The organism is Sphingomonas vulcanisoli (assembly GCF_011761305.1).
GTDB classification, from domain to species: Bacteria; Pseudomonadota; Alphaproteobacteria; order Sphingomonadales; family Sphingomonadaceae; genus Sphingomonas_I; species Sphingomonas_I vulcanisoli.
On sequence record NZ_JAAOZC010000001.1, the window covers coordinates 705,347 to 725,469 of the forward strand.

Here is a 20,123-nt window from a genome sequence, read left to right on the forward strand (position 1 = left end):
GGCCCTTGCCGCTGGGCCTTCCTAGGCTTAGCTACAGCCCGTGGACGCCCTTCCCGCCCCTTTGATCGACAATTTCGGCAGACGCATCACCTATTTGCGCGTGTCGGTGACCGATCGCTGCGATCTGCGCTGCCGCTATTGCATGAACGAGGCGATGACCTTCCTGCCGCGGACTGCGGTGATGACGCTCGAGGAAATCGCCGCGATCGCCGATGCCTTCATCGATCGCGGCGTCACACGCATCCGCCTGACCGGCGGCGAGCCGCTCGTCAGGCGCGGCGTGCCCGATCTGGCGCGGATGATCGGCCGGCGGATCGGCGACGGCCTTGGCGAGCTGACGCTGACCACCAACGGCACCCGACTGGCCGACCATGCCGCGGCGCTGCACGATGCGGGGATCCGCCGCATCAACGTCAGCCTCGACAGCCGCGATCCCGATCGCTTCCGCCACATCACGCGCACCGGCGATGTCTCCCAGGTGCTCCAAGGCATTGCCGCGGCGCGCGCCGCCCGCCTCAAGATCAAGATCAATATGGTCGCGCTCAAAGGCTTCAACGCGGATGAGATCGCGCCCATGCTCGAATGGTGCGCGGGCGAATGCCATGATCTGTCGCTGATCGAGACGATGCCGCTGGGCCAGATCGCCGACGATCGCGCCGATCGCTATCTGCCGCTCGATCAAGTGAAAGCACAGCTCGAGGAACGCTACACCCTGCTCCCCATCGCCGAGCGGACCGGCGGACCGGCGCGCTATTATCAGGTAACCGAGCTTGGCGTGCGGATCGGCTTCATCACGCCGATGTCCGAGAATTTCTGCGCGGGCTGCAACCGCGTCCGCCTGACCGCCGCGGGCGAGCTGTTTCTCTGCCTGGGCGCCGAGACCAAGGTCGATCTGCGGCAGGCCTATCGTGAAGGCGGGCCCGCCGCGCTCGATCGCGCGCTTGATCACGCCATGCAGATCAAGCCGCTCCGCCACGATTTTGCCATCGCGCGCGGCGCGGCGCCCACTCTGCAGCGCCACATGAGCGTCACTGGCGGATGACCGGGGAGAAACGGCTGGCGCTGACCGCGTCGCCTACCCCCGCGGCGCAGGCCGCCGAGGCCGAGCTGCGCAAACGCTATGAATGGGTGGCGCTCGATAAGGCGGATATCATCGTGGCGCTCGGCGGCGATGGTTTCCTGTTGCAGACCTTGCACACGATGCTGGAACGCCACCGCGCCGTGCCGGTCTTCGGCATGAACCTCGGCACGGTCGGCTTCCTGATGAACGAATATTCGGCCGATCTGCTCGAGAACCGGCTGACGCACGCCAAATCGATTCGCGTATCACCGCTGCGAATGGAAGCGACGACGGTTTCGGGCGAACGCATCGAGAGCCCGGCGATCAACGAGGTTTCGCTGCTCCGCGAGACGCGCCAAACGGCCTGGATCGAGGTCAAGGTCGATGGCCGGGTCGTGCTGCCCGAACTGGTTTGCGATGGCGTGCTCGTCGCTTCCCCCGCCGGCTCCACGGCCTATAATTTCTCCGTGCAGGGGCCGATCCTGCCGCTCGATAGCTCGCTGGTGGCGCTGACCCCGATCAGCCCCTTCCGCCCCCGGCGCTGGCGCGGCGCGATCCTGCCCGATCGCACCAGGATCAGCTTTCGCATCCTCGATCCGATCAAGCGCCCGGTCAGCGCGGTCGCCGATCAGCGCGAGGTGCGCGATGTCGCGACGGTGGAGATCAGCGTCGATCGCGGCAGCCCGCTCACATTGCTGTTCGATCCCGAACATGCGCTGGACGATCGCATCGCGCGCGAGCAATTCACCTTCTGATTAAAGGCCTGCGGAGGCTTGCCACCGCTGAAAGCCCGCTGCTATAGGCCCGCCTCCGCGATGTTCCCTGATAGCTCAGCGGTAGAGCTCTCGACTGTTAATCGAGCGGCCGTAGGTTCGAATCCTACTCAGGGAGCCACTTCTTTCAGCTAAGCGCGCTGCGGATATCGGTCTGCGCGAAACCCTTGCCGATGTAGAGCAACAGGCAATCCCGTTCCTTGGCTAGCGCATAGGAAAAGCAATCGCCGTAATTGAGAGCGGCGGAATGAAATCCCTTCCCCCAGCGCTGATAGGCCTCACTGCTTTGCAGCGCGCCCTTGGCAGTGACCGTGACGATCTCCGCCCGAAGACCTTCGACCAATTGGACCATTGGCAGATGGAGTTTGTTTCGGGCGGCAACGATCAGCGCCTCTGCCAACGTGCCGGCAGATATCAGCCGATTACGTGTCTGCGCTAAAGCGGTGGCGCAATCAGCGGCCCCCGGTACTTCCAATAAGATCGCCATCAGCGCCGACGTATCGACGACGATCATGCAGGCAGGCCATGCTCATCATAGAGGAAATCCTGGCTGCGCGCGGCGTCAATGCCTTTGATGCCCATCGCGGCTACCGACATTTGAACTGCTTTGATCGCAGCCAAAATACTTTGCTCATCGGATACCGGCTCGATCGGCACGATCTTCGCCGCGGGATGCCCATGCCGCGTTAGGATAACCTCGTCTCCTTCTTCGACACGCCGCACCAGATCGGTGAGCTGAGCCTTCGCGTTGGTGACAGAGATGTGCATTGGAAATTTTCCAGCGATCGGGCAAAGTTTAGACTATCGGGTGGTCCAATTCAAGGAAGAATTGATCGTCAGCAAGCCGCGCTCATCGTCACCTTGGTGCCCACACCCTCATCGACGTAAGCGAGGGTCGATCCCAGCGAGTTGGCCATCGATCGGATCAGCTTCGATCCAAGGCCGGTGCCCTTGATGCTGCCGTCGGCGGGCATGCCGCAGCCATCGTCTTCGACGCGCAACTCGAAGCGGCCGTCATCCTCGCTGCGCAGCCGCACGCGGATTTCGCCGTCGCGATCGGCCGCATAGGCATATTTGCAGGCGTTGCTGATCAGTTCGTTGACGATCACGCCCACCGCCACCGCGCGATCGGTACTCAGGCGGACGGGTTCGGCGAACAGCTTGAGATCGCGTCTGGCGGCGCTGGTCGACCAGGTCTGGCCGAGTTCCTCGACGAGGCTGGCGAGATATTCGTCCATCGCCACCGTCTCGACATCGTCGGAGGTGTAGAGGCGGCGGTGGACCTGCGCGATCGCACTGATCCGCCGCTGGGTATCCTCCAGCGCGGCGCGGGCGGCCTGATCGGGCAGCGAGCGCGCCTGCAGCTGAACGAAGGCGGTGACGAGCTGAAGGCTGTTGGCGACGCGGTGATTGACCTCGCGGAGCAGCACCTGCAGTTGCTGGTTGCTCGCGGCAAGCTGATCGGCACTCCTCGCCGCCGCCTGTTCCAGCCGCTGTGTATTGAGCGCCTGGGCGATCGCACTGGCCAGCAGATCGAAATAATCGTCCGATGCGGCCTTCACCACATAATCGATCGCACCCGCTTTCAGCGCCGCCACCGCGATGCGGCTCTCCTCCGATCCCGTGACGTAGATCACCGGCGGCGCGTCAGGCAGCGCCCGGATCTGCTTCATCGTCTCGAGGCCGTCCTGCCCCGGCATATAATGATCGACGGTGACGAGATCGAAGCCGCCTTCGGCCGCTTTGGCGATGCCCTCCGCGCCGCTCGTCACCACTTCCACCTCATAGCCGCGCCGGCCCAGCGCCCGGCGTGTCAGCACGCCGAGGCCCTCATCGTCATCGATGTAGAGAACGGACGGCCGGTCGTTCATCAATCGCCCTTGATTTCCGGGAGCTGGATCACGGAAAGGAACAGGCCGAGCTGGCGGATAGCTTCCGCGAAGCTTTCATAATTGACCGGCTTGGTGATGTAGACGTTGCAGCCGAGATCGTAGCAGCGCTGGATTTCCACCTTGTCATCGGTGGTGGTGAGCACCACCACGGGCGTGCGCTTCAGCGGATTGCCGTCGGCCTTGATGCGCCCAAGGATATCGGTGCCGCTCATGTCCGGCAGGTTGAGATCGAGCAGGATCAGAGCCGGGCCGTTCTGCGCCGGGCCGTTTGGATCCTCGTACAAAAAATTGAGCGCCGAGGTGCCATCGGTGAAATGGCGGATCGGGTTGGAGATGCCCGCGCGGCGGATGTTCTTCTCTATGAGGCGCGCATGCCCCTCATCATCTTCGATCATCACGATGTTGACGGGAATATGCGCCATCATTTCGCTTGTTCCTTTTCGCCGGTGAACACGGCTGGCAGTGTGAGGATGAAGGTAGCGCCCTGATCCAGCGCCGAGCGCACGTCGATCAGGCCGCCGAGACGATAGACCAGCGCGCGAACGTTTGCGAGGCCGATGCCCTCGCCCGGCTGATCCTGCACGCCCGATCGGCGGAAAAGATCGAACACGCGCGCGTGATCGCGGGGATCGATGCCGCGGCCGTTGTCCTGAATTTCGTAGATAATCTGCGCTCCCAGCGCCCGGCCGCGGATATCGATCTCGCCGGGCCGGCCCTTCTTGAGATATTTGACCGCATTTTCAACGAGATTCGAGAAGACCTGCTCGATCGCCAGCCGATCGCTGATAATCGGGGGAAGATTCGATGCGACGCGGACCGTAATCCCCTCCTCGTCGATGCGGTGCTTGATCGCGCCGATGACCCCATCGACCAGCGCATTCATGTCGATCCGCTCGGGCGCGACCGTGCGCGATCCCTCGCGCGACAAGCGCAGGATGGCGTTGATCAGCCGATCCATCTTCTGCGTCGAGGTGCGGATGAAGCCGATCGCCTCGGGCAGATCCTCGCGCACCGCCAGCCGGGCACTCTCCTCGACGATCTGCGGCGCCTCGGCCTCGGCGCGCTCGATCAGGGCATCGAGCGGCTTGAGCGCCGAGCTCAGCTCTGAAGTGAAGCCGAGTACGTTGACCAAAGGCGAGCGCAGATCATGGCTGACGATATAGGCGAAGCGCTGGATCTCGTCGTTCGCGCGCTGGAGATCTGCGGTGCGATCGCGCACCATATCTTCCAGCCCCGCGTTCAGCTTCTGCAGTTCGTCACGCGAACCGGCGAGATCAACCGTGTAGCGGCGGATCACGGTCACCGATCCGATCGCGACGATCACCAGCAGGATGCCGGCGGCGGTCAGCACTTTCCAGAAGATCGCAATACTGGCGCGCTCATTGGCGATGCGCAGACTGAGGAGGTGTTGCTCCTCCCCAAAAAGACCGACCGTCAGCACCTGGAGCTGCTCGAACAGATGATTGTTGACCTGCGGCACCGGATCGGCAGGCCCGATGAATGTACCGGGCGCGCTGACCGCGACATAGCGTTGCAGCCAGATATGGAATGCGGCCAGCCGCTCCGCTTGCCGCGGATTATCCCGCGTCAGGCGGGCAAGTGAATCCAGCTTGGTGTGAATGTTCCGATAGGTGTTGGCATAGTCTGCCGCTTCCGGACTGTTCAGCGCATTCTGGTGCCGCAGCCGATTGAGCGCGCGCGACGTGCGCAGGTTCTGCAGATCGAGCGCCAGCGATTGCACCTGCTGCTGAACCTGGAACGTATGTTCGACCCAGCCGGTATCGGTCTGCACGCGGCCGACCAGCAGGCCCGCGGAGATGCCCGCGGCCAGCACCGCAAGAAAGCCAAGCGCGACCAGCGCCAGCACTTTGTAGCCAAAGTTACGCTGTGACAGCGTTGTGGCGCGGGCGGGCGCATCCGGGGAAGCGGCCGAGGATTCCGGGCTTGTATCCAACATCTTGGGCGGTTTTACCTCGGGCACAGGCCTTGGCCTTTAGGCGCCGTGATCGCCGGCGTCGAGACCCGCGCGTCAACCGTGTTCGGCGGTCTGCCAGAAGGCGACGACGAGGCCGCCGGCGACGATCAGCGCGCCGCCGATCAGGGTGGAGACGCCGGGCACGGTGCGGAAGGCGATGAAGCTGACGATCTGCCAGACGACGAACAAAGTGGCGATATAGAGACCGACCACCTTCTCGAACGCGATCGGTGCCGAATTCAGCGCATAGCCATATCCGAACAGCAGGGCCGCGCCGCCGATGAAATAAAGCAGCTTGGTCCAGCCCGTCTGGGTCAGCCCCATCCGCACGATCGCATCGCCCGTCACCTCCATCGTGGTGGCGAGAATGAGGAAGCCGAGAATGATCAGGCGGGTGGTGCCGCTCATCAATCGCCCGTCAAGATACGGTCGACCAATTGCTTGACCGAGGGGACGAAGCCGTTGGAATAAAACGGATCCTGCTTGAACTTGTAGGCGGCGTGACCGGCGAACATCAAATTGTGATCGATGTCGCCCTCATGCGCGATCGCCTGGAGCGTCTTCTGGATGCAGAAGCTGCGCGGATCGGCGAGCCGGCCGGTGGAATTGCCTTCGGTATCCGACCAGGCCGAGAAGCTGCATTGGCTGAGGCAGCCCATGCAATCGGATTGATCCTTGCGAATCCTCTGCATCTCGCTGGGCTCGACGAACACCAACGTATTGTCCGGCGTCTTGAGCGCCGAACTATAGCCGCGGCCGACCCATTCGCGCGCGCGGTGAAGATCGCCCAGCGTCACCCAAAAGCTCTTGCCCTTGACGCCGACGTCCAGCTGGAACTGGTGATCACCGGCCGCTTCCATCGAAAAGGCGATTTGCCGTTCGGAGCGATATTCAAGATTGCGGAGGAAGTCATTGCGAACGGCTGAAGAATAGAAGCCAGTCGGGCTGAAGCGGTGGAGCAGGATATCGCCCTCGTCGAGCGTCGTCAGCCGATCCTTCCACTGCTGGCTGATCGGGCTCTCCTGCGTCAGCAACGGCCGCGTGCCGAACTGGAAGGCGATTGCGCCGAGCTCGGGATTGTCGATCCAGTCGTTCCAGTCGCGCAGATGCCAGACGCCGCCGGCCATGATGATCGGCACATCTTCGGAGACGCCGCCGGCGCGCATCGTCTCACGCAACGCCTTCACGCGCGGATAGGGATCCTGGGGCGCGCGCGGATCTTCGGCATTGGAGAGGCCATTGTGGCCGCCCGCGAGCCAGGGATCTTCATAGACCACGCCCGCCAGCCACTCGGCGGCCTTCGAATAGGCCCGCTTCCACAACGCATTAAACGCGCGGCCCGAGCTGACGATCGGCAGATAGTTGACGCCGTAAGAGGCTGCGATCTCGGACAATTTATAGGGCATGCCCGCGCCGCAGGTAACGCCCGCGACCATGCCGCGCGTCCTCTCCAGCACACCATGGAGCACGCGCTGCGCGCCACCCATTTCCCATAGTACGTTGATGTTGATCGCGCCCTTGCCGCCCGCGATCTCGAACGCCTTCTTCACCTGCGTCACCGCGCCATCGATGGCGTATTGGACCAGTTCCTCGTGCCGATCGCGCCGGGTCAGCGCGTGATAGATTTGCGGAATGATCTTGCCGTCGGGATCGTAGCTGTCCGCATTCACCGCGGAGACGGTGCCGATGCCGCCGGCCGCCGCCCAGGCGCCCGCGCTCTTATGGTTCGATACCGCGACGCCCTTGCCGCCTTCGATCAGCGGCCAAACCTCGCGGCCGCCATAGCGCATCGGACGCAAACCCTTAAACAACGTGCAACCTCCGGTGGTGAGGCCGGCGCTATAGCGCAATCGGCGGCGATTGCGCGGGAAAACGTCTCGGTTGGCGTCCGGGCCTCCGCACGCCATATCGGACGGCATGAACCCGCTCGTCCCCTACCGCCCTTCCCGCGCGATCGACGAGGTGGCAGATTTCCTCGCCGATCCGGTCGGCCCGGCCGACTTTCCCGAGACCATCCTGCGCTTCCGCAACGATCGCGCGGCGGCGGAGGTCGGCCTCGAGACGCTCAGCGACGCGGAATGGATCGCGCATTTCGGCCGCTTCGAGCCGCTGCCCGGCAGCCTGCCGCAGCCGCTGGCGCTGCGCTACCACGGCCACCAGTTCCGCATCTACAATCCCGACCTCGGTGACGGCCGCGGCTTCCTGTTCGCGCAGCTCGAGGACGGGCAAGGCCGCCTGCTCGATCTCGCCACCAAGGGATCGGGCACCACGCCCTGGAGCCGTTCGGGCGACGGGCGGTTGACGCTCAAGGGCGGCGTCCGCGAAATATTGGCGACCGAGATGCTGGAGGCGCTGGGCGTTGAAACCTCGCGCACCTTCTCGATCATCGAGACCGGCGAACGCCTCTATCGGGGTGACGAGCCCTCCCCCACCCGATCGGCGGTGATGGTGCGGCTGAGCCACGGCCATATCCGCATCGGCAGTTTCCAGCGCCTCGCCATGCTCGAACAGCCCGACGAACTCCGCTGCCTCGCCGCCTACGTCCTGCGCCATCTCTACCGCGAGGACCCCGGCGAGGAGCCTGCATTGCGCCTGCTCGATCATGTCGTGCGCCGCACCGCGCGGCTGGCGGCGTCTTACATGGCGGCGGGCTTCGTCCACGGCGTGCTCAACAGCGACAATATCAACACCACCGGCGAGAGTTTCGACTACGGCCCGTGGCGCTTTACACCGCATTGGGAGCCGGGCTTCACCGCGGCTTATTTCGATCACCAGAGCCTCTATGCCTTCGGGCGGCAGGCGCAGGCGATCCATTGGGACGTGGTGCAGCTGGCGATCGCGCTTGCCAAAGTCGCCGATATCGAGGCGCTGGCGCCGATCCTCGATACCTTTCCCGAACGCTACGAACAGCAGCACCGCGCCGCGATGCTCCGCCGCCTCGGCGTTGCTCCGCGGGACGAGCCCGGCGATCTCGCATTGGTCGAGACGATCGAACGGGGTTTGGCGGCGGGCAATGTCACGATCGACCGCTTCTTCTTCGATTGGCGCGGCGGCGCGCGGCGCGGCTCTTCGCCCGCTGACGAGGTTTACGCCCGAGACTTCGCGGGCTTCGCGGATCAGCTATCGGCCTATCAGGGCACCGCTCTCACCCATCCCTACTGGCAGGACGCCGAACCCTGCTCGATGCATATCGATGAGGTGGAAGCGATCTGGTCGGCGATAGCGGAGCGAGACGACTGGATACCGCTCCACGCCAAGGTCGCTGCTATCCGCCGTATGGGTGAGGCGATGATTACCTGACCGGCCCCTAACTCCCCTCCCTGGAAGGGAGGGGGCGGGGGTGGGTAGATGCTCGCGAAGTCGCATAGAGTAGCGCGATGTATAGCAACGCCGCGAAAGGGGTACTCCGTTTCGGAAACGACGGCGCGGGTGGCAACCCACCCCCAACCCCTCCCTTCCAGGGAGGGGAGTTGCGTCACCCCACCCTTCCAGGCCGCCCGATCCCCATCCGCGCAAATTCGCGCTGACGATCGATAAACTGGTGCTTCAGCGCGCCGACGATGTGCAGGAAGAGCAGAGCCAGCATCACATAGCCGCCGAGGCCGTGGAAGGTCTCGATCTGCTCATGCTTCTCCTTCTGCGCGGCCACGCCCTCGGGCGTCCGGCCTATATCCTGCAGCGGCTTGATCAGCGGCAGCTTGACGAGATTCCAGAACATCGGCGGGCCGCGCCGCTTGGCGGACGGCGGCGCCGCCGGTTTGTTGGCATCGGGAAGCGCCGCGGCGGCGGCGGGCGGCTTTGGCGCCTTGATCGAGTCGGCATAGGCCGCGCCCGGCGATCCGGCCGGCGGATTGGCCGAGATCATCGCCCAGCCCGAGAGTGGCAGCAGCAGCATCGATGCGTAGAGGCAGAAATGGACCAGATGCGCGAGGCCGCGCTCCCAGTTCGGCATATCGGAGGGGTAAGGTGGCGGCCGGTGCGTCAGCCGCCAGAAAATCCGCACCACTGACAGGATCAGCACGGTGATCCCCGAAGAGACATGAAACGCGAACACGGCGCGCGGCACGCTGTCATGCAGCAAGCCGGTGAACAGATTGAACAGGATCAGCAACGCGATCGCCCAATGCAGGATGATCGCCACCTGCGAATAGCGCGACAGCGGGGCCCCTGCCTCCCAAATCGCCCGTCCTGCCATGTTTTCGTCCCGCCAATGTTGCGGGCGGAGCATGGCCAGCAGGATTCGGACCGTCAATGGCAGCGATCCTCCCCGGCACGGGGAGGTGGCACGCGAAGCGTGACGGAGGGGGCTCTCCACCGGCGTCACGCTTGATGGAGGCCCCCTCCACCATACTGCGGATGGTCCCCCTCCCCGTGCCGGGGAGGATCTTGCCTGGCCAAGTTCCGCTAACCGCGCGCCAAGCAGAAGTGCATTGCCGTTCGCCCCGCACCGCGCCATCTGCCCGGCATGGCTACGCTTCTCGATCCTCAAGCACGCGGCCGCGTGATCCTGGTCGGCGCCGGCCCGGGTGATCCGGGGCTGCTGACGGTGCGCGCGGTCGAAGCGCTCGGCCAAGCCGATGTCGTGGTTCATGATGGGCTGATCGATCCGGCGGTGCTGGATCATGCTCCTGCCGAGGCGCAGCGCATATCGGTCGCCAAGCAGCGTGCCCGGCATACCTTGCCGCAGGACGCGATCAACGCGCTGATCATCGCGCATGTGAAGGCGGGATCGATCGTCGTGCGCCTCAAGGGCGGCGATCCCTTCATCTTCGGTCGCGGCGGTGAAGAGGTCGAGGCGGTGCGCGCGGCGGGTCTGCCGGTCGAGGTCATTCCCGGGGTTTCGGCGGCGCTCGGCTGCGCGGCGGAAGCATTCCTGCCGCTCACGCATCGCGATTGGTCGAGCGCGGTCAGCTTCGTTGCGGGCCAGTGCAAGGGCCTGTCGGATCAGGACTGGTCCGGTCTCGCCGGCAAGGGTCGCACCTTGGTGATCTACATGGGCGTGGCGAGCGGCGACGCGATCGCCAACAAATTAATGGCCGATGGCTGCGCGCCGGAACTGCCCGTGGCGGTGCTGGAGCGTGGGACGCTCAAGGGCGCGCGGGCGCTGCGCACCGTGCTCGCCGATCTCGGCGGGCTGCTGGCTCGCGAGACCGTGAAGAGCCCAGCGATCATCGTCGTCGGCGAAGTCGTGCTGCTGTCGGATGCCGAGGATCGCTTGCTGAGCTTCGCCAAGACCGCCGAGGCCTTGGCATGAGGCTGGTCACGGGCAACGATCTCATCACCGGCGACGTGACCTGGTGGGCGGGCCGCGAATGGTCGCGCCATGTCGCCGAGGCTGTCGACGCGGGCACCGATGCCGAAGCCATCGCCCAGCGCGAGGAAGCCGCGCTGCGCGTCAACGCGCCCTATATCGTTGACGCCGCCCCCAGCCCAACCGGCCCCACCCCGCTCCACATCAAGGACCGCATCCGCGCGACAGGACCGACCGTCCGCCCGGATCTCGCGGTCAAACCCGCCGACGCGAGCGTGGGGAGTTACCAGATATGAGCTACATCGACATCCTCCCCATCGCAGATGGGGAGGGGGACCGCTCGAAGAGCGGTGGAGGGGAAATGCGCGATGGTTGGATTTTCCCCTCCACCGTCCTACGGACGGTCCCCCTCCCCACGCTTCGCGCAGGGAGGATGTAAAATGTACAAATATGACGAATATGACCGGGCGCTTGTCGATGCGCGCGTCGAGGAATTCCGCGATCAGGTGCAGCGCCGTCTCTCGGGCGCGCTCACAGAGGATCAGTTCAAGCCGCTCCGGCTGATGAACGGCCTCTATCTGCAGCTCCACGCCTACATGCTGCGCGTCGCCATCCCCTATGGCACGCTGGACAGCCGCCAGACGCGGATGCTGGCGCACATCGCGCGCAAATATGATCGCGGCTACGGCCATTTCACCACCCGCCAGAACCTCCAATATAATTGGATCAAGCTGGACGACACGCCCGACATCCTCGCCGAGCTGGCGACGGTGGAGATGCACGCCATCCAGACCAGCGGCAACTGCATCCGCAACATCTCGTCCGATCAATATGCCGGCGCGGCGGCGGACGAGGTTGCGGACCCCCGCCCCTATGCCGAGCTGTTGCGCCAGTGGAGCACGTTCCATCCCGAGTTCAGCCTGCTGCCGCGCAAGTTCAAGATCGCGGTAATCGCCGCGGACGAGGATCGGGCGGCGATGAAGCTGCACGATATCGGGCTTAAACTGGTGCGCCGCGATGGGGCCTTGGGCTTCGAAGTCTATGTCGGCGGTGGCCAGGGCCGCACCCCGATGGTGGCGCCGCTGATCCGCAAATTCCTGCCTGCCGACGAACTGGTCAGCTATCTCGAGGCCTGCCTGCGCGTCTACAATCGCTACGGGCGGCGCGACAATATCTACAAGGCGCGGATCAAGATCCTGATCCACGAGATCGGCGCGGACCAGTATCGCGCCGAGGTCGAGGAGGAATATCTCCATGTGAAGGCGCTGGGGATCGATCCGCCCGCCGCCGAGCTGGAGCGTATCCAGGCGATGTTCGCGCCGCCGCCGCTGGTTCGTGACGATAGCGTAACGATCGACCGCAGCAATCCTGCCTTCGCGCTGTGGCTCGATCATCAGGTCGTCAAGCACAAGGTGCCGGGCCACGCGATCGTCACGATCAGCCTCAAGCCGATCGGCGGCATCCCCGGTGACGCCTCCGCCGATCAGATCGACGTCATCGCCGATCTCGCCGAGCGCTTCAGCCACGATGAGCTGCGCATCACCCACGCCCAGAACGTCGTACTTCCACATGTTCATATGGGCGACCTTGCTGAAGTTTGGGCCGCCCTCACCGCCGCCGGTCTGGCAACTCCCAACCTCGATCTGATCAGCGATATCATCGCTTGCCCCGGCCTCGATTATTGCAGCCTCGCCAACGCCCGCTCGATCCCGCTCGCGCAGAAGCTCTCGGAACGCTTCGCCGATATGGATCGCCAGCGCGATCTCGGCGAGGTGAAGCTCAAGATATCGGGCTGCATCAACGCCTGCGGCCACCATCACGCCGGCCACATCGGAATCCTCGGCGTCGATCGGAAGGGCGAGGAGAATTACCAGCTCTCATTCGGCGGATCGGGTGCCGAAGATGCCAGCGTAGGTCGCATCATCGGCCCGGGCTTTTCCGAAGACGGCGTGGTCGATGCGGTCGAGACCGCACTCGAAACCTATCGCTCCCTGCGGACCGAAGGCGAACGCTTCCTCGATACCTATCGCCGCATCGGCGCCGAACCTTTCAAGGCGGCGATCTATGCGTAGCGTTTTGGCCCATCGTCACCCCGGACTTGTTCCGGGGTCCACCCCACAACGATTTCCGGATCTTGCGGATGGGTGGATGCCGGAACACGTCCGGCATGACGGCGCTAGCGGGTGCAAGGCATGACCCTGATCCGCTTCCGCAGCGATGCCGCGCATGAGGAACCGGGCGTCACGCTCGATGGCTTCCTCGGCCAATCGAACGCCACCGCCGTGCGCATCGAATCGGGCGAGGACGTGCGCCTGCTGCTGCCCTATCTCGATCGGCTGCAGCTGATCGAGATCGCCTTCCCGACCTTCCGCGACGGCCGCGGCTATTCCTCCGCCCGCATCCTCCGCGAGGCGGGCTACACCGGCGAACTGCGCGCGCAGGGCGATGTGCTGATCGATCAGGTGGTGTTCCTGCGCCGCTGCGGCTTCGATGCGCTCTCCAGCGAGAAGCCGCTCGATGAGGCTGCGGTAGAACAGGCGCTCGCCCGCTTCCCCTATTTCTATCAGAAGGCCGCCGAGCCGCGCGCGCCGGTGTGGAAATTGCGGCATGGCTGAGGCGGCGCGCCAGCTCGATACGCTCGACCTGCGCCCGGCGTTCACCGCCGAGGACGTCGCCGCGCTCAACGCACGCTTCGCGGGCGTGCCGACGCAGGCGATCCTGCGCGAACTGCTGACCGGCGAACTGGCAGGCCGCACTGCACTGGTCTCCTCCTTTGGCGCCGAATCGGCGGTGCTGCTGCATATCGTCTCCGAGATCGACACCGACATTCCGCTAATCTTCACCAACACGCAGAAGATGTTCGGCGAGACCCTCGCCTATCGCGACGAGCTTTCCGAACGCCTCGGCTTCACCGATCTGCGCGTCTATCGCCCCGATCCGCACCTGCTGGCCGCCAAGGACAAGACCGGACTGCGCTGGAGCTACGATCCCGATGGCTGCTGCGATCTCCGCAAGGTCGAACCGCTGAAGCGCGCACTGACGGGGTTCGATGCCTGGATCTCCGGCCGCAAGGGTTTCCAGGCGGGCACCCGCTTGGCGCTGCCGATGTTTGAACTCGATGTCGCCGACGCCGCCGTCACCGGCCCCAAGCTTAAGATCAATCCGCTCGCCGGCTGGTCGAAGGACGAACTCAACGCCTATTTCGCGGCGCACGATCTGCCGCGCCACCCGCTGGAGGCGCAGGGCTATCTCTCGATCGGCTGCTCGCCCTGCACCAGCAAGGTAATGCCCGGCGAGGATCCGCGCTCCGGCCGCTGGCGCGGCTGGGACAAGGTGGAGTGCGGCATCCATCAGCCGATAAGGCCTGATGAGGAGCCGGCTTTCTAAAGCCCTGTCCTTCGCACCTACAGAGCCGCCATCTCCGCGAAAACACTGAACAAATGCTGCAGCCCCCATTCCACGCTCATTCAGCGCGACTCGCCTAGAACCAGCCTATCCCAAAAGCAGGGAATGGAAGTTGGAGGCGTGTGATGCGTAATGGTTTCAAGGCTTTGATCGCGGCTTCGGCGATCGGTGCGGCCTCGCTGGCCGCCGTTCAACCGGCAGAGGCGCGCTATTACCATGGCGGTGGCGGCGGCGCGGTCGTGGCCGGTATCATCGGCCTGGGCGTCGGCGCAGCGATCGCGTCCTCGGCTGATCACCATCGTTATTATGATGGCTATGCCTATGCGCCGCCCCTTCCGCCGCCGCCGGTCTATTACGAAGGCGGCTACTATGAGGGCGCCCCGGTGGTCTACGCGCCAGCCTATTACCGCGGTTATTACGGCCGTCCGCACTACGGCTACCGTTATGGATGGGGCCGCTAAGCTTCAGCCGTCAAGAAAGGGCGCTCCGGTCGGCCGGGGCGCCCGTTTCGTATCAGCCGGGATGGACGAAGCGATAGAGCGCGGTGATCGCCCAAGCGGTCGCGCCTCCGACGGCAACGGTGGCGACGAACAGGATGGAAAGCAGAGCGGACATGCTGCGTCTTTAGGGGGCGCGACATTGCTCCAAGATTACAGCCGTATGTCAACGCCGAAGCTGGCGCCTATTCCGCGAGATCCGAGAAGCGGGTGATCTTACTTTCGAAGCGCAGCTTGACCTTGCCGGTGGCGCCATGGCGCTGCTTGGCGACGATCAGCTCGCACAGTCCCATCGCCTGATCATATTCGGCACGCCATTCGTCATAGGCCTGGAACGCCTGCGCGGTATCGCCGGGCACGGGCATCTTGGGCTCACGCGCCTGCAGATAATAATCCTCGCGGTAGATGAAGAGCACGATATCCGCATCCTGCTCGATCGATCCCGATTCGCGCAGATCCGAAAGCTGCGGCCGCTTGTCCTCGCGTTGCTCAACCGCTCGACTAAGCTGCGAGAGCGCGATCACCGGCACGTTGAGCTCCTTGGCGAGCTGCTTGAGGCCGCGGCTGATCTCCGAAATCTCCTGCACGCGATTTTGGTCGCCACCCGGCTTGCCGCCACCCTGCAGCAACTGGAGATAATCGACCACGATCATGCCGATGCCCCGCTGGCGCTTCAGCCGCCGCGCGCGGGTGCGCAGCGCCGCGATCGTCAGCGCCGGCGTGTCATCGATGAACAACGGCAGATTCTGCAGCTCGGCGGCGGCCCGCGCGAGGTTGCGGAACTCGACCTGGCTGATCTTGCCCATGCGGAGGTTCTCGGACGAAATGCCCGATTGTTCCGAAAGGATGCGCGTCGCCAGCTGATCGGACGACATTTCGAGATTGAAGATCGCCACCGGCGCGCCGACCGACTTCGCGGCGTCGATCCCATCTTCCTGATCCCGGATGAAGCGCCGCGCCGCGTTGAACGCGACGTTGGTGGCCAGCGAACTCTTGCCCATCCCCGGGCGGCCGGCGAGGATGATGAGATCGGACGGGTGGAAGCCGCCGATCTTGCTATTGATGCTGTCCAACCCCGAGGTGATGCCCGAGACGTGGCCGCCTGAATTGAGCGCGCGCTCGGCCATTTCGATCGCCAGCTTGGTCGCCTGCGCGAAGGTCTTGACGCCGCCCTGCTCGCCGCCCTGTTCGGCGACGCGGTACAGCGCGACCTCGGCCTCCTCGATCTGGCCCTTGGGATCGACGCTTTCGGAGGTATCGATCGCTTTCTCGACCATGTCGCGGCCGACGCCGATCAGCGCGCGCAGCAGGGCGAGATCATAAACCTGCGTCGCAAAATCGCGCGCACCGATCAGCGCCGCTCCAGACCCGGTGAGCTGCGCGAGATAGCCTGGACCGCCCAGTTCCTTCAGCGCCTCGTCGCCCTCGAACATCGGGCGCAGGGTCACTGGATTGGCGATCATGTTCTTGTCGACCAGCTTCAGGATCGCGTCGTAAATCCGCTGGTGCGCGGGCTCGTAGAAATGATCGCCCTTCAGCTTGAGCTGGACGTCCTCGACCAGCCGATTGTCGATCATCAGCGCACCGAGCAGCGCCGCCTCCGCCTCGACATTGTGCGGCAGCGCGGTCTGCGCCGGTTCGGCAGAGGAGATGAGTCGGATCGGTTCGGCCATCCGCGCACTATCGGCCCGGCCCGCCGCCCCCTCAACCCGGCCGCCATAATAAAGCGCTGGGCGGTTCTGTGGAAAAGTGGGCCTGATGGCCCGACCGACTTCATGCGCCAGTAGCCAGCGGGGCGCAGGCTGGATAGACCGGGGCATGGCCGACCCGCGCCTCATTTCAATCGACCTCGACGAACGCACGATCCTGTGGCGTTCGGACGAGATCGAGCAGGAGCGGCGGATCGCGATCCTCGATCTGCTGGACCGAAACCATTTCGAGCCGCTCAGGCGCTATCCGGAAGGCTATGCCGGCCCATATCGGCTGGCGCTGAGCGTGCAGGACGGGCGGCTGGTCCTCGATATCTCCAGCGAGAATCAACAGCGGCTGGAAACGATCATCCTCGCGTTGGGCGGTCTGCGCCGCCCGATCCGCGATTATTTCGCGATGTGCGACGCTTATTACAAGGCGATCGCCAAGGTGACGCCCGAGCAACTCGAGCCGATCGATATGGCGCGCCGCGCGCTCCACAACGAAGCTGCCGGCTTGCTGATCGATCGGCTCAAGGGCAAGATCGAGGTCGATTTCGATACCGCGCGGCGGCTGTTCACGCTCGTCTGCGTGCTGCACATCAGGGGATAGAGTTTTGGCCGAAGTGCCGATCGAGGATGTTGCGGCGGGCGTGCTGATCGAGGCGGCGCGCGAGGCCGCGCTAAACGCCCATGCGCCTTATTCCAGATTTGCCGTGGGCGCGGCGCTGCTGCTGGATGACGGCACCATCATCCCCGGCACCAATTTCGAGAACGCCAGCTATGGCCTCTCGCTTTGCGCCGAGACGGTGGCGCTGGCCTCCGCCAACGTCGCCGGGCGGCTCAAGGACGTCGTCGCGGTCGGCGTGATCGGCGGCGCGATCCAGCCCGGCGGTGGTCCCGGTGGCGCGGACGTGGTCTATCCGTGCGGCCGCTGCCGCCAGGTGCTCAACGAAGCCGCTCAACTGGGTGGCCGCGACCTCGTCATCTATTGCGCGAGCGGTGACGGCGCCAAGATCGAGCGGCTAATGCTCTCCGAACTGCTGCCCAAGGCGTTCGGGCCTGCCGATCTGGGGATTGGCTGACTTGCAGTTCGCGCGCATCGCGGCGAAAGCCTCCCGCGGGAGGGAAACATCATGTCCGTAATGTCCGATCGCTGGATCCGCGAGCAGGCGACCGCGCATGGCATGATCGAGCCGTTCGTCGAGGCGCAGCGGCGAGATGGCTGCATCAGCTATGGCCTCTCCAGCTATGGCTATGACGCGCGCGTCGCCGACGAGTTCAAGATTTTCACCAATGTTGATTCGGCGACGGTGGATCCCAAGGATTTCGCCGCCAACAGCTTCGTCGATCGCAAGACCGATTGCTGCATTATCCCGCCCAACAGCTTCGCGCTGGCCCGCACGGTGGAATATTTCCGCGTGCCGCGCGATGTGCTGGTGATCTGCCTCGGCAAATCGACCTATGCGCGCTGCGGGATCATCGTCAACGTGACGCCACTGGAGCCCGGCTGGGAAGGGCACGTCACGCTGGAGTTTTCCAACACCACGCCCCTGCCTGCCAAGATTTACGCCAACGAAGGCGCCTGCCAGTTTCTGTTCTTGCAGGGCAATGAGCCCTGTGAGGTGAGCTATGCCGATCGCGCGGGCAAATATATGGGACAGCAGGGTGTGACGCTGCCGAGGTTATAGCGCGGCCTAACCCAGATCCGTTCGTGCTGAGCTTGTCGAAGCACCGCCCTTCTTCATCCGGAAGGAGACGAAGGACGGCCCTTCGACAAGCTCAGGGTAAACGGAAAATTGAACGGCAGCTCAGAGCTGCCGCTCAACCTCCATCTTCTTGATCTCGGCAATCGCGCGGGCGGGGCTAAGGCCCTTGGGGCAGACGTTAGCGCAGTTCATGATCGTATGGCAGCGATAGAGACGGAAGGGGTCTTCCAGCTCGTCCAGCCGCTCGCCGGTATATTCGTCGCGGCTGTCGGCCAGCCAGCGATAGGCCTGGAGCAGGATCGCCGGCCCCAGAAATTTGTCGCTGTTCCACCAGTAACTGGGGCAGCTTGTCGAGCAGCATGCGCACAGGATGCACTCATACAGGCCGTCAAGCTCGGCGCGCTGCTCGGGCGACTGGAGACGCTCCTTGCCCGAAGGCGGCGGCGTCACCGTCTGCAGCCACGGCTTGATCGAGGCATATTGCGCGTAGAAGTGCGTGAAATCGGGAACGAGATCCTTGATCACATCCATATGCGGCAGCGGCGTGATCTTCACCTCGCCCTTGCAATCCTCGATCGCGGTGGTGCAGGCGAGGCCGTTCTTGCCGTCGATGTTCATCGAGCAGGAACCGCAGATGCCCTCCCGGCAAGAGCGGCGGAAGGTCAGCGTGCTATCGACCTCATTCTTGATCTTGATAAGCGCGTCGAGCACCATCGGGCCCGTCTCTTCGAGATCGAGCTCATACGTATCGTACCGCGGATTGGCGCCGGTATCGGGATCGTAGCGATAGATCTTGAAGGCGCGCTTGTTCTTGGCGCCGTCCGCCGCATTAACCTTGCGGTTGCCCTTGATAACGCTGTTCTTTGGGAGAGCGAACTCGGCCATTGTGATCCTTCCGTTGGCAAGGCCGATAGCGAAGCCTTTTCGCAGATGCAAAAGGTTCGGCGGTTCGCGGGTGGAATGATGGCCTTTGATAGGATCAAATTGCCATTCTTCCATTACGAGAAACGCGCGGTAGGATAGCCCTCGACGAAATCGCTTTGGGGGGGCGAGATGTTTTGTACTGAATGCGGAAAGTCCATTCCCGAAGACTCCAGCTACTGCCGGTTTTGCGGCGCTAAACAGCAGCCAACCGAAAAAAGAAGCGGTGACCTCGACGCCGCCGGCCTCCGAAACGGAAAGTCTAAGTGATCCACGCCCTCCCTCAAAGCACTCAGGCTTTGGGTCCAATTTCCGTATCATTGCCATCATAATCATTGGCTTGATCGTCTTGCTAGCGCTCAGCCAACCTAAACACTTAACAGCATCGGAAAATGCCGCCGACGCAACCGCCAACGCTTTAGACCAGGCTGGCGAAAACCTTGAGGAAATGGCCAACAATATTGCGAAGGCCGCCCCTGATACCAAACTTGTTCAGGCATCGCAGGCGTGGTCCTACGACACCGATGAGGATAAAATTTCCGGCGACACCATCTATTACGCTCGCACGACAAGTACGAACTCTGTTTTCCAATCATCGCCTTATGACTCGAATACTACTATGCGCTTGGTCGTACGGACCTCGAAACGAAAGGGGTTGGATATCATGTTCATCATCAGCTCCGGCCAAATGATGTGCCCATCTTACGAAGGGTGCTCGGCGAAAGTTCGCTTCGATAAGGGACCGGCTCAGCACGTTTCGCTTTTGGGTCCGGCAGATAGCAGCAGCGAAGTGGTTTTTGTTGAAGGCGCCCGGGCATTTCTCGCAAAACTCAAGCGCGCTAAACATGTAGTGGTCGAAAAAACGCTCTACGATGCCGGCAACCCACAATTTGAATTCGACGTCTCGGGACTAAACTGGTCACACTGACCGCGACTCAAAATCATATACCCT

The 20,123-nt window shown here is 63.6% G+C and carries 24 protein-coding genes and 1 tRNA gene; 15 read left to right on the forward strand and 10 right to left on the reverse strand.

Annotation, left to right across the window (positions count from 1 at the left end; all coding sequences use genetic code 11):
- The first annotated feature begins 40 nt into the window (after nucleotides 1-40).
- The 3 genes from moaA (at nucleotide 41) to FHS31_RS03335 (ending at nucleotide 1,954) form a co-directional block, all read left to right on the forward strand.
- Nucleotides 41-1,042, forward strand: a complete 1,002-nt coding sequence (moaA, locus tag FHS31_RS03325; protein ID WP_341786276.1) for a GTP 3',8-cyclase MoaA — start codon at nucleotides 41-43, stop codon at nucleotides 1,040-1,042.
- Entirely contained in the window at nucleotides 1,039-1,815 is a 777-nt protein-coding gene (locus FHS31_RS03330) for an NAD kinase (protein ID WP_167071886.1), read from the forward strand. Before moaA ends, FHS31_RS03330 begins: the two co-directional genes overlap by 4 nt.
- A 64-nt stretch (nucleotides 1,816-1,879) precedes the next feature.
- Nucleotides 1,880-1,954 (forward strand) — tRNA-Asn (locus FHS31_RS03335).
- 6 nt (nucleotides 1,955-1,960) lie between these two features.
- Here the strand turns inward: FHS31_RS03335 and FHS31_RS03340 are convergent.
- The 7 genes from FHS31_RS03340 to FHS31_RS03370 form a co-directional block, all read right to left on the reverse strand.
- The gene (locus FHS31_RS03340) at nucleotides 1,961-2,347 is read right to left on the reverse strand and encodes a type II toxin-antitoxin system VapC family toxin (protein ID WP_167071887.1); all 387 of its coding nucleotides are present in this window, start codon (nucleotides 2,345-2,347) and stop codon (nucleotides 1,961-1,963) included.
- Entirely contained in the window at nucleotides 2,344-2,601 is a 258-nt protein-coding gene (locus FHS31_RS03345; RefSeq protein ID WP_167071888.1) for a type II toxin-antitoxin system Phd/YefM family antitoxin, read from the reverse strand. The genes FHS31_RS03340 and FHS31_RS03345 overlap by 4 nt, the downstream gene beginning before the upstream one ends.
- A 68-nt stretch (nucleotides 2,602-2,669) precedes the next feature.
- Nucleotides 2,670-3,704 (reverse strand): histidine kinase dimerization/phosphoacceptor domain -containing protein, encoded by a 1,035-nt coding sequence (locus FHS31_RS03350; protein ID WP_167071889.1) that lies wholly within the window; start codon nucleotides 3,702-3,704, stop codon nucleotides 2,670-2,672.
- Complete coding sequence (locus FHS31_RS03355) at nucleotides 3,704-4,150, reverse strand: response regulator (protein ID WP_167071890.1); 447 nt, start codon at nucleotides 4,148-4,150, stop codon at nucleotides 3,704-3,706. Before FHS31_RS03355 ends, FHS31_RS03350 begins: the two co-directional genes overlap by 1 nt.
- A complete protein-coding gene (locus FHS31_RS03360) occupies nucleotides 4,147-5,682 on the reverse strand; it encodes a sensor histidine kinase (protein ID WP_167071891.1) in 1,536 nt (511 codons plus the stop codon). The genes FHS31_RS03355 and FHS31_RS03360 overlap by 4 nt, the downstream gene beginning before the upstream one ends.
- A 72-nt stretch (nucleotides 5,683-5,754) precedes the next feature.
- Nucleotides 5,755-6,108, reverse strand: coding sequence for a hypothetical protein (locus tag FHS31_RS03365; protein ID WP_208408498.1), 354 nt, complete (start codon nucleotides 6,106-6,108; stop codon nucleotides 5,755-5,757).
- The gene (locus FHS31_RS03370) at nucleotides 6,108-7,511 is read right to left on the reverse strand and encodes an NAD(P)H-dependent flavin oxidoreductase (protein ID WP_167071892.1); all 1,404 of its coding nucleotides are present in this window, start codon (nucleotides 7,509-7,511) and stop codon (nucleotides 6,108-6,110) included. Before FHS31_RS03370 ends, FHS31_RS03365 begins: the two co-directional genes overlap by 1 nt.
- A gap of 106 nt (nucleotides 7,512-7,617) precedes the next feature.
- On the opposite strand from FHS31_RS03370, the gene FHS31_RS03375 reads away from it, so the two are divergent.
- Entirely contained in the window at nucleotides 7,618-9,000 is a 1,383-nt protein-coding gene (locus FHS31_RS03375) for a protein adenylyltransferase SelO (RefSeq protein WP_167071893.1), read from the forward strand.
- 175 nt (nucleotides 9,001-9,175) lie between these two features.
- On the opposite strand, the gene FHS31_RS03380 is transcribed toward FHS31_RS03375, so the two are convergent.
- Entirely contained in the window at nucleotides 9,176-9,952 is a 777-nt protein-coding gene (locus tag FHS31_RS03380; RefSeq protein WP_167071894.1) for a cytochrome b, read from the reverse strand.
- 213 nt (nucleotides 9,953-10,165) lie between these two features.
- Between FHS31_RS03380 and cobA the strand changes: the two genes are divergently transcribed.
- The 6 genes from cobA (at nucleotide 10,166) to FHS31_RS03410 (ending at nucleotide 14,817) form a co-directional block, all read left to right on the forward strand.
- Nucleotides 10,166-10,954: a uroporphyrinogen-III C-methyltransferase gene (cobA, locus tag FHS31_RS03385; RefSeq protein WP_167071895.1), complete on the forward strand. Its 789-nt coding sequence runs from the start codon at nucleotides 10,166-10,168 to the stop codon at nucleotides 10,952-10,954.
- Complete coding sequence (locus tag FHS31_RS03390; RefSeq protein ID WP_167071896.1) at nucleotides 10,951-11,247, forward strand: DUF2849 domain-containing protein; 297 nt, start codon at nucleotides 10,951-10,953, stop codon at nucleotides 11,245-11,247. The genes cobA and FHS31_RS03390 overlap by 4 nt, the downstream gene beginning before the upstream one ends.
- Nucleotides 11,248-11,391: 144 nt before the next feature.
- Nucleotides 11,392-13,023, forward strand: a complete 1,632-nt coding sequence (locus FHS31_RS03395; RefSeq protein ID WP_167071897.1) for a nitrite/sulfite reductase — start codon at nucleotides 11,392-11,394, stop codon at nucleotides 13,021-13,023.
- A 120-nt stretch (nucleotides 13,024-13,143) separates the two neighbouring features.
- A complete protein-coding gene (locus FHS31_RS03400) occupies nucleotides 13,144-13,566 on the forward strand; it encodes a DUF934 domain-containing protein (protein ID WP_167071898.1) in 423 nt (140 codons plus the stop codon).
- The gene (locus tag FHS31_RS03405; RefSeq protein WP_167071899.1) at nucleotides 13,559-14,338 is read left to right on the forward strand and encodes a phosphoadenylyl-sulfate reductase; all 780 of its coding nucleotides are present in this window, start codon (nucleotides 13,559-13,561) and stop codon (nucleotides 14,336-14,338) included. The genes FHS31_RS03400 and FHS31_RS03405 overlap by 8 nt, the downstream gene beginning before the upstream one ends.
- A 143-nt stretch (nucleotides 14,339-14,481) precedes the next feature.
- Nucleotides 14,482-14,817, forward strand: coding sequence for a hypothetical protein (locus FHS31_RS03410; protein WP_167071900.1), 336 nt, complete (start codon nucleotides 14,482-14,484; stop codon nucleotides 14,815-14,817).
- Nucleotides 14,818-15,038: 221 nt separating this feature from the next.
- Here the strand turns inward: FHS31_RS03410 and FHS31_RS03415 are convergent, their stop codons facing one another.
- Entirely contained in the window at nucleotides 15,039-16,526 is a 1,488-nt protein-coding gene (locus FHS31_RS03415; protein ID WP_167071901.1) for a replicative DNA helicase, read from the reverse strand.
- A gap of 145 nt (nucleotides 16,527-16,671) precedes the next feature.
- Here FHS31_RS03415 and FHS31_RS03420 point away from each other — a divergent pair, with 145 nt between their 5' ends.
- From FHS31_RS03420 to dcd, 3 genes are read left to right on the forward strand one after another with little or no spacing between them, the layout of a single operon-like run.
- Complete coding sequence (locus FHS31_RS03420) at nucleotides 16,672-17,154, forward strand: UPF0262 family protein (RefSeq protein ID WP_167071902.1); 483 nt, start codon at nucleotides 16,672-16,674, stop codon at nucleotides 17,152-17,154.
- A 4-nt stretch (nucleotides 17,155-17,158) separates the two neighbouring features.
- Nucleotides 17,159-17,626, forward strand: a complete 468-nt coding sequence (locus FHS31_RS03425) for a cytidine deaminase (protein ID WP_208408499.1) — start codon at nucleotides 17,159-17,161, stop codon at nucleotides 17,624-17,626.
- Nucleotides 17,627-17,677: 51 nt separating this feature from the next.
- Entirely contained in the window at nucleotides 17,678-18,232 is a 555-nt protein-coding gene (gene dcd / locus FHS31_RS03430) for a dCTP deaminase (RefSeq protein ID WP_167071903.1), read from the forward strand.
- A gap of 120 nt (nucleotides 18,233-18,352) precedes the next feature.
- Here dcd and FHS31_RS03435 read toward each other — a convergent pair whose 3' ends face one another.
- The gene (locus FHS31_RS03435; RefSeq protein WP_167071904.1) at nucleotides 18,353-19,135 is read right to left on the reverse strand and encodes a succinate dehydrogenase iron-sulfur subunit; all 783 of its coding nucleotides are present in this window, start codon (nucleotides 19,133-19,135) and stop codon (nucleotides 18,353-18,355) included.
- 168 nt (nucleotides 19,136-19,303) lie between these two features.
- Here FHS31_RS03435 and FHS31_RS16785 point away from each other — a divergent pair, with 168 nt between their 5' ends.
- Together FHS31_RS16785 and FHS31_RS03445 are read left to right on the forward strand one after the other, a co-directional pair.
- The gene (locus FHS31_RS16785) at nucleotides 19,304-19,441 is read left to right on the forward strand and encodes a zinc-ribbon domain-containing protein (protein WP_167071905.1); all 138 of its coding nucleotides are present in this window, start codon (nucleotides 19,304-19,306) and stop codon (nucleotides 19,439-19,441) included.
- 70 nt (nucleotides 19,442-19,511) lie between these two features.
- Nucleotides 19,512-20,099, forward strand: coding sequence for a hypothetical protein (locus tag FHS31_RS03445; protein ID WP_167071906.1), 588 nt, complete (start codon nucleotides 19,512-19,514; stop codon nucleotides 20,097-20,099).
- The last annotated feature ends 24 nt before the right edge of the window (nucleotides 20,100-20,123 follow it).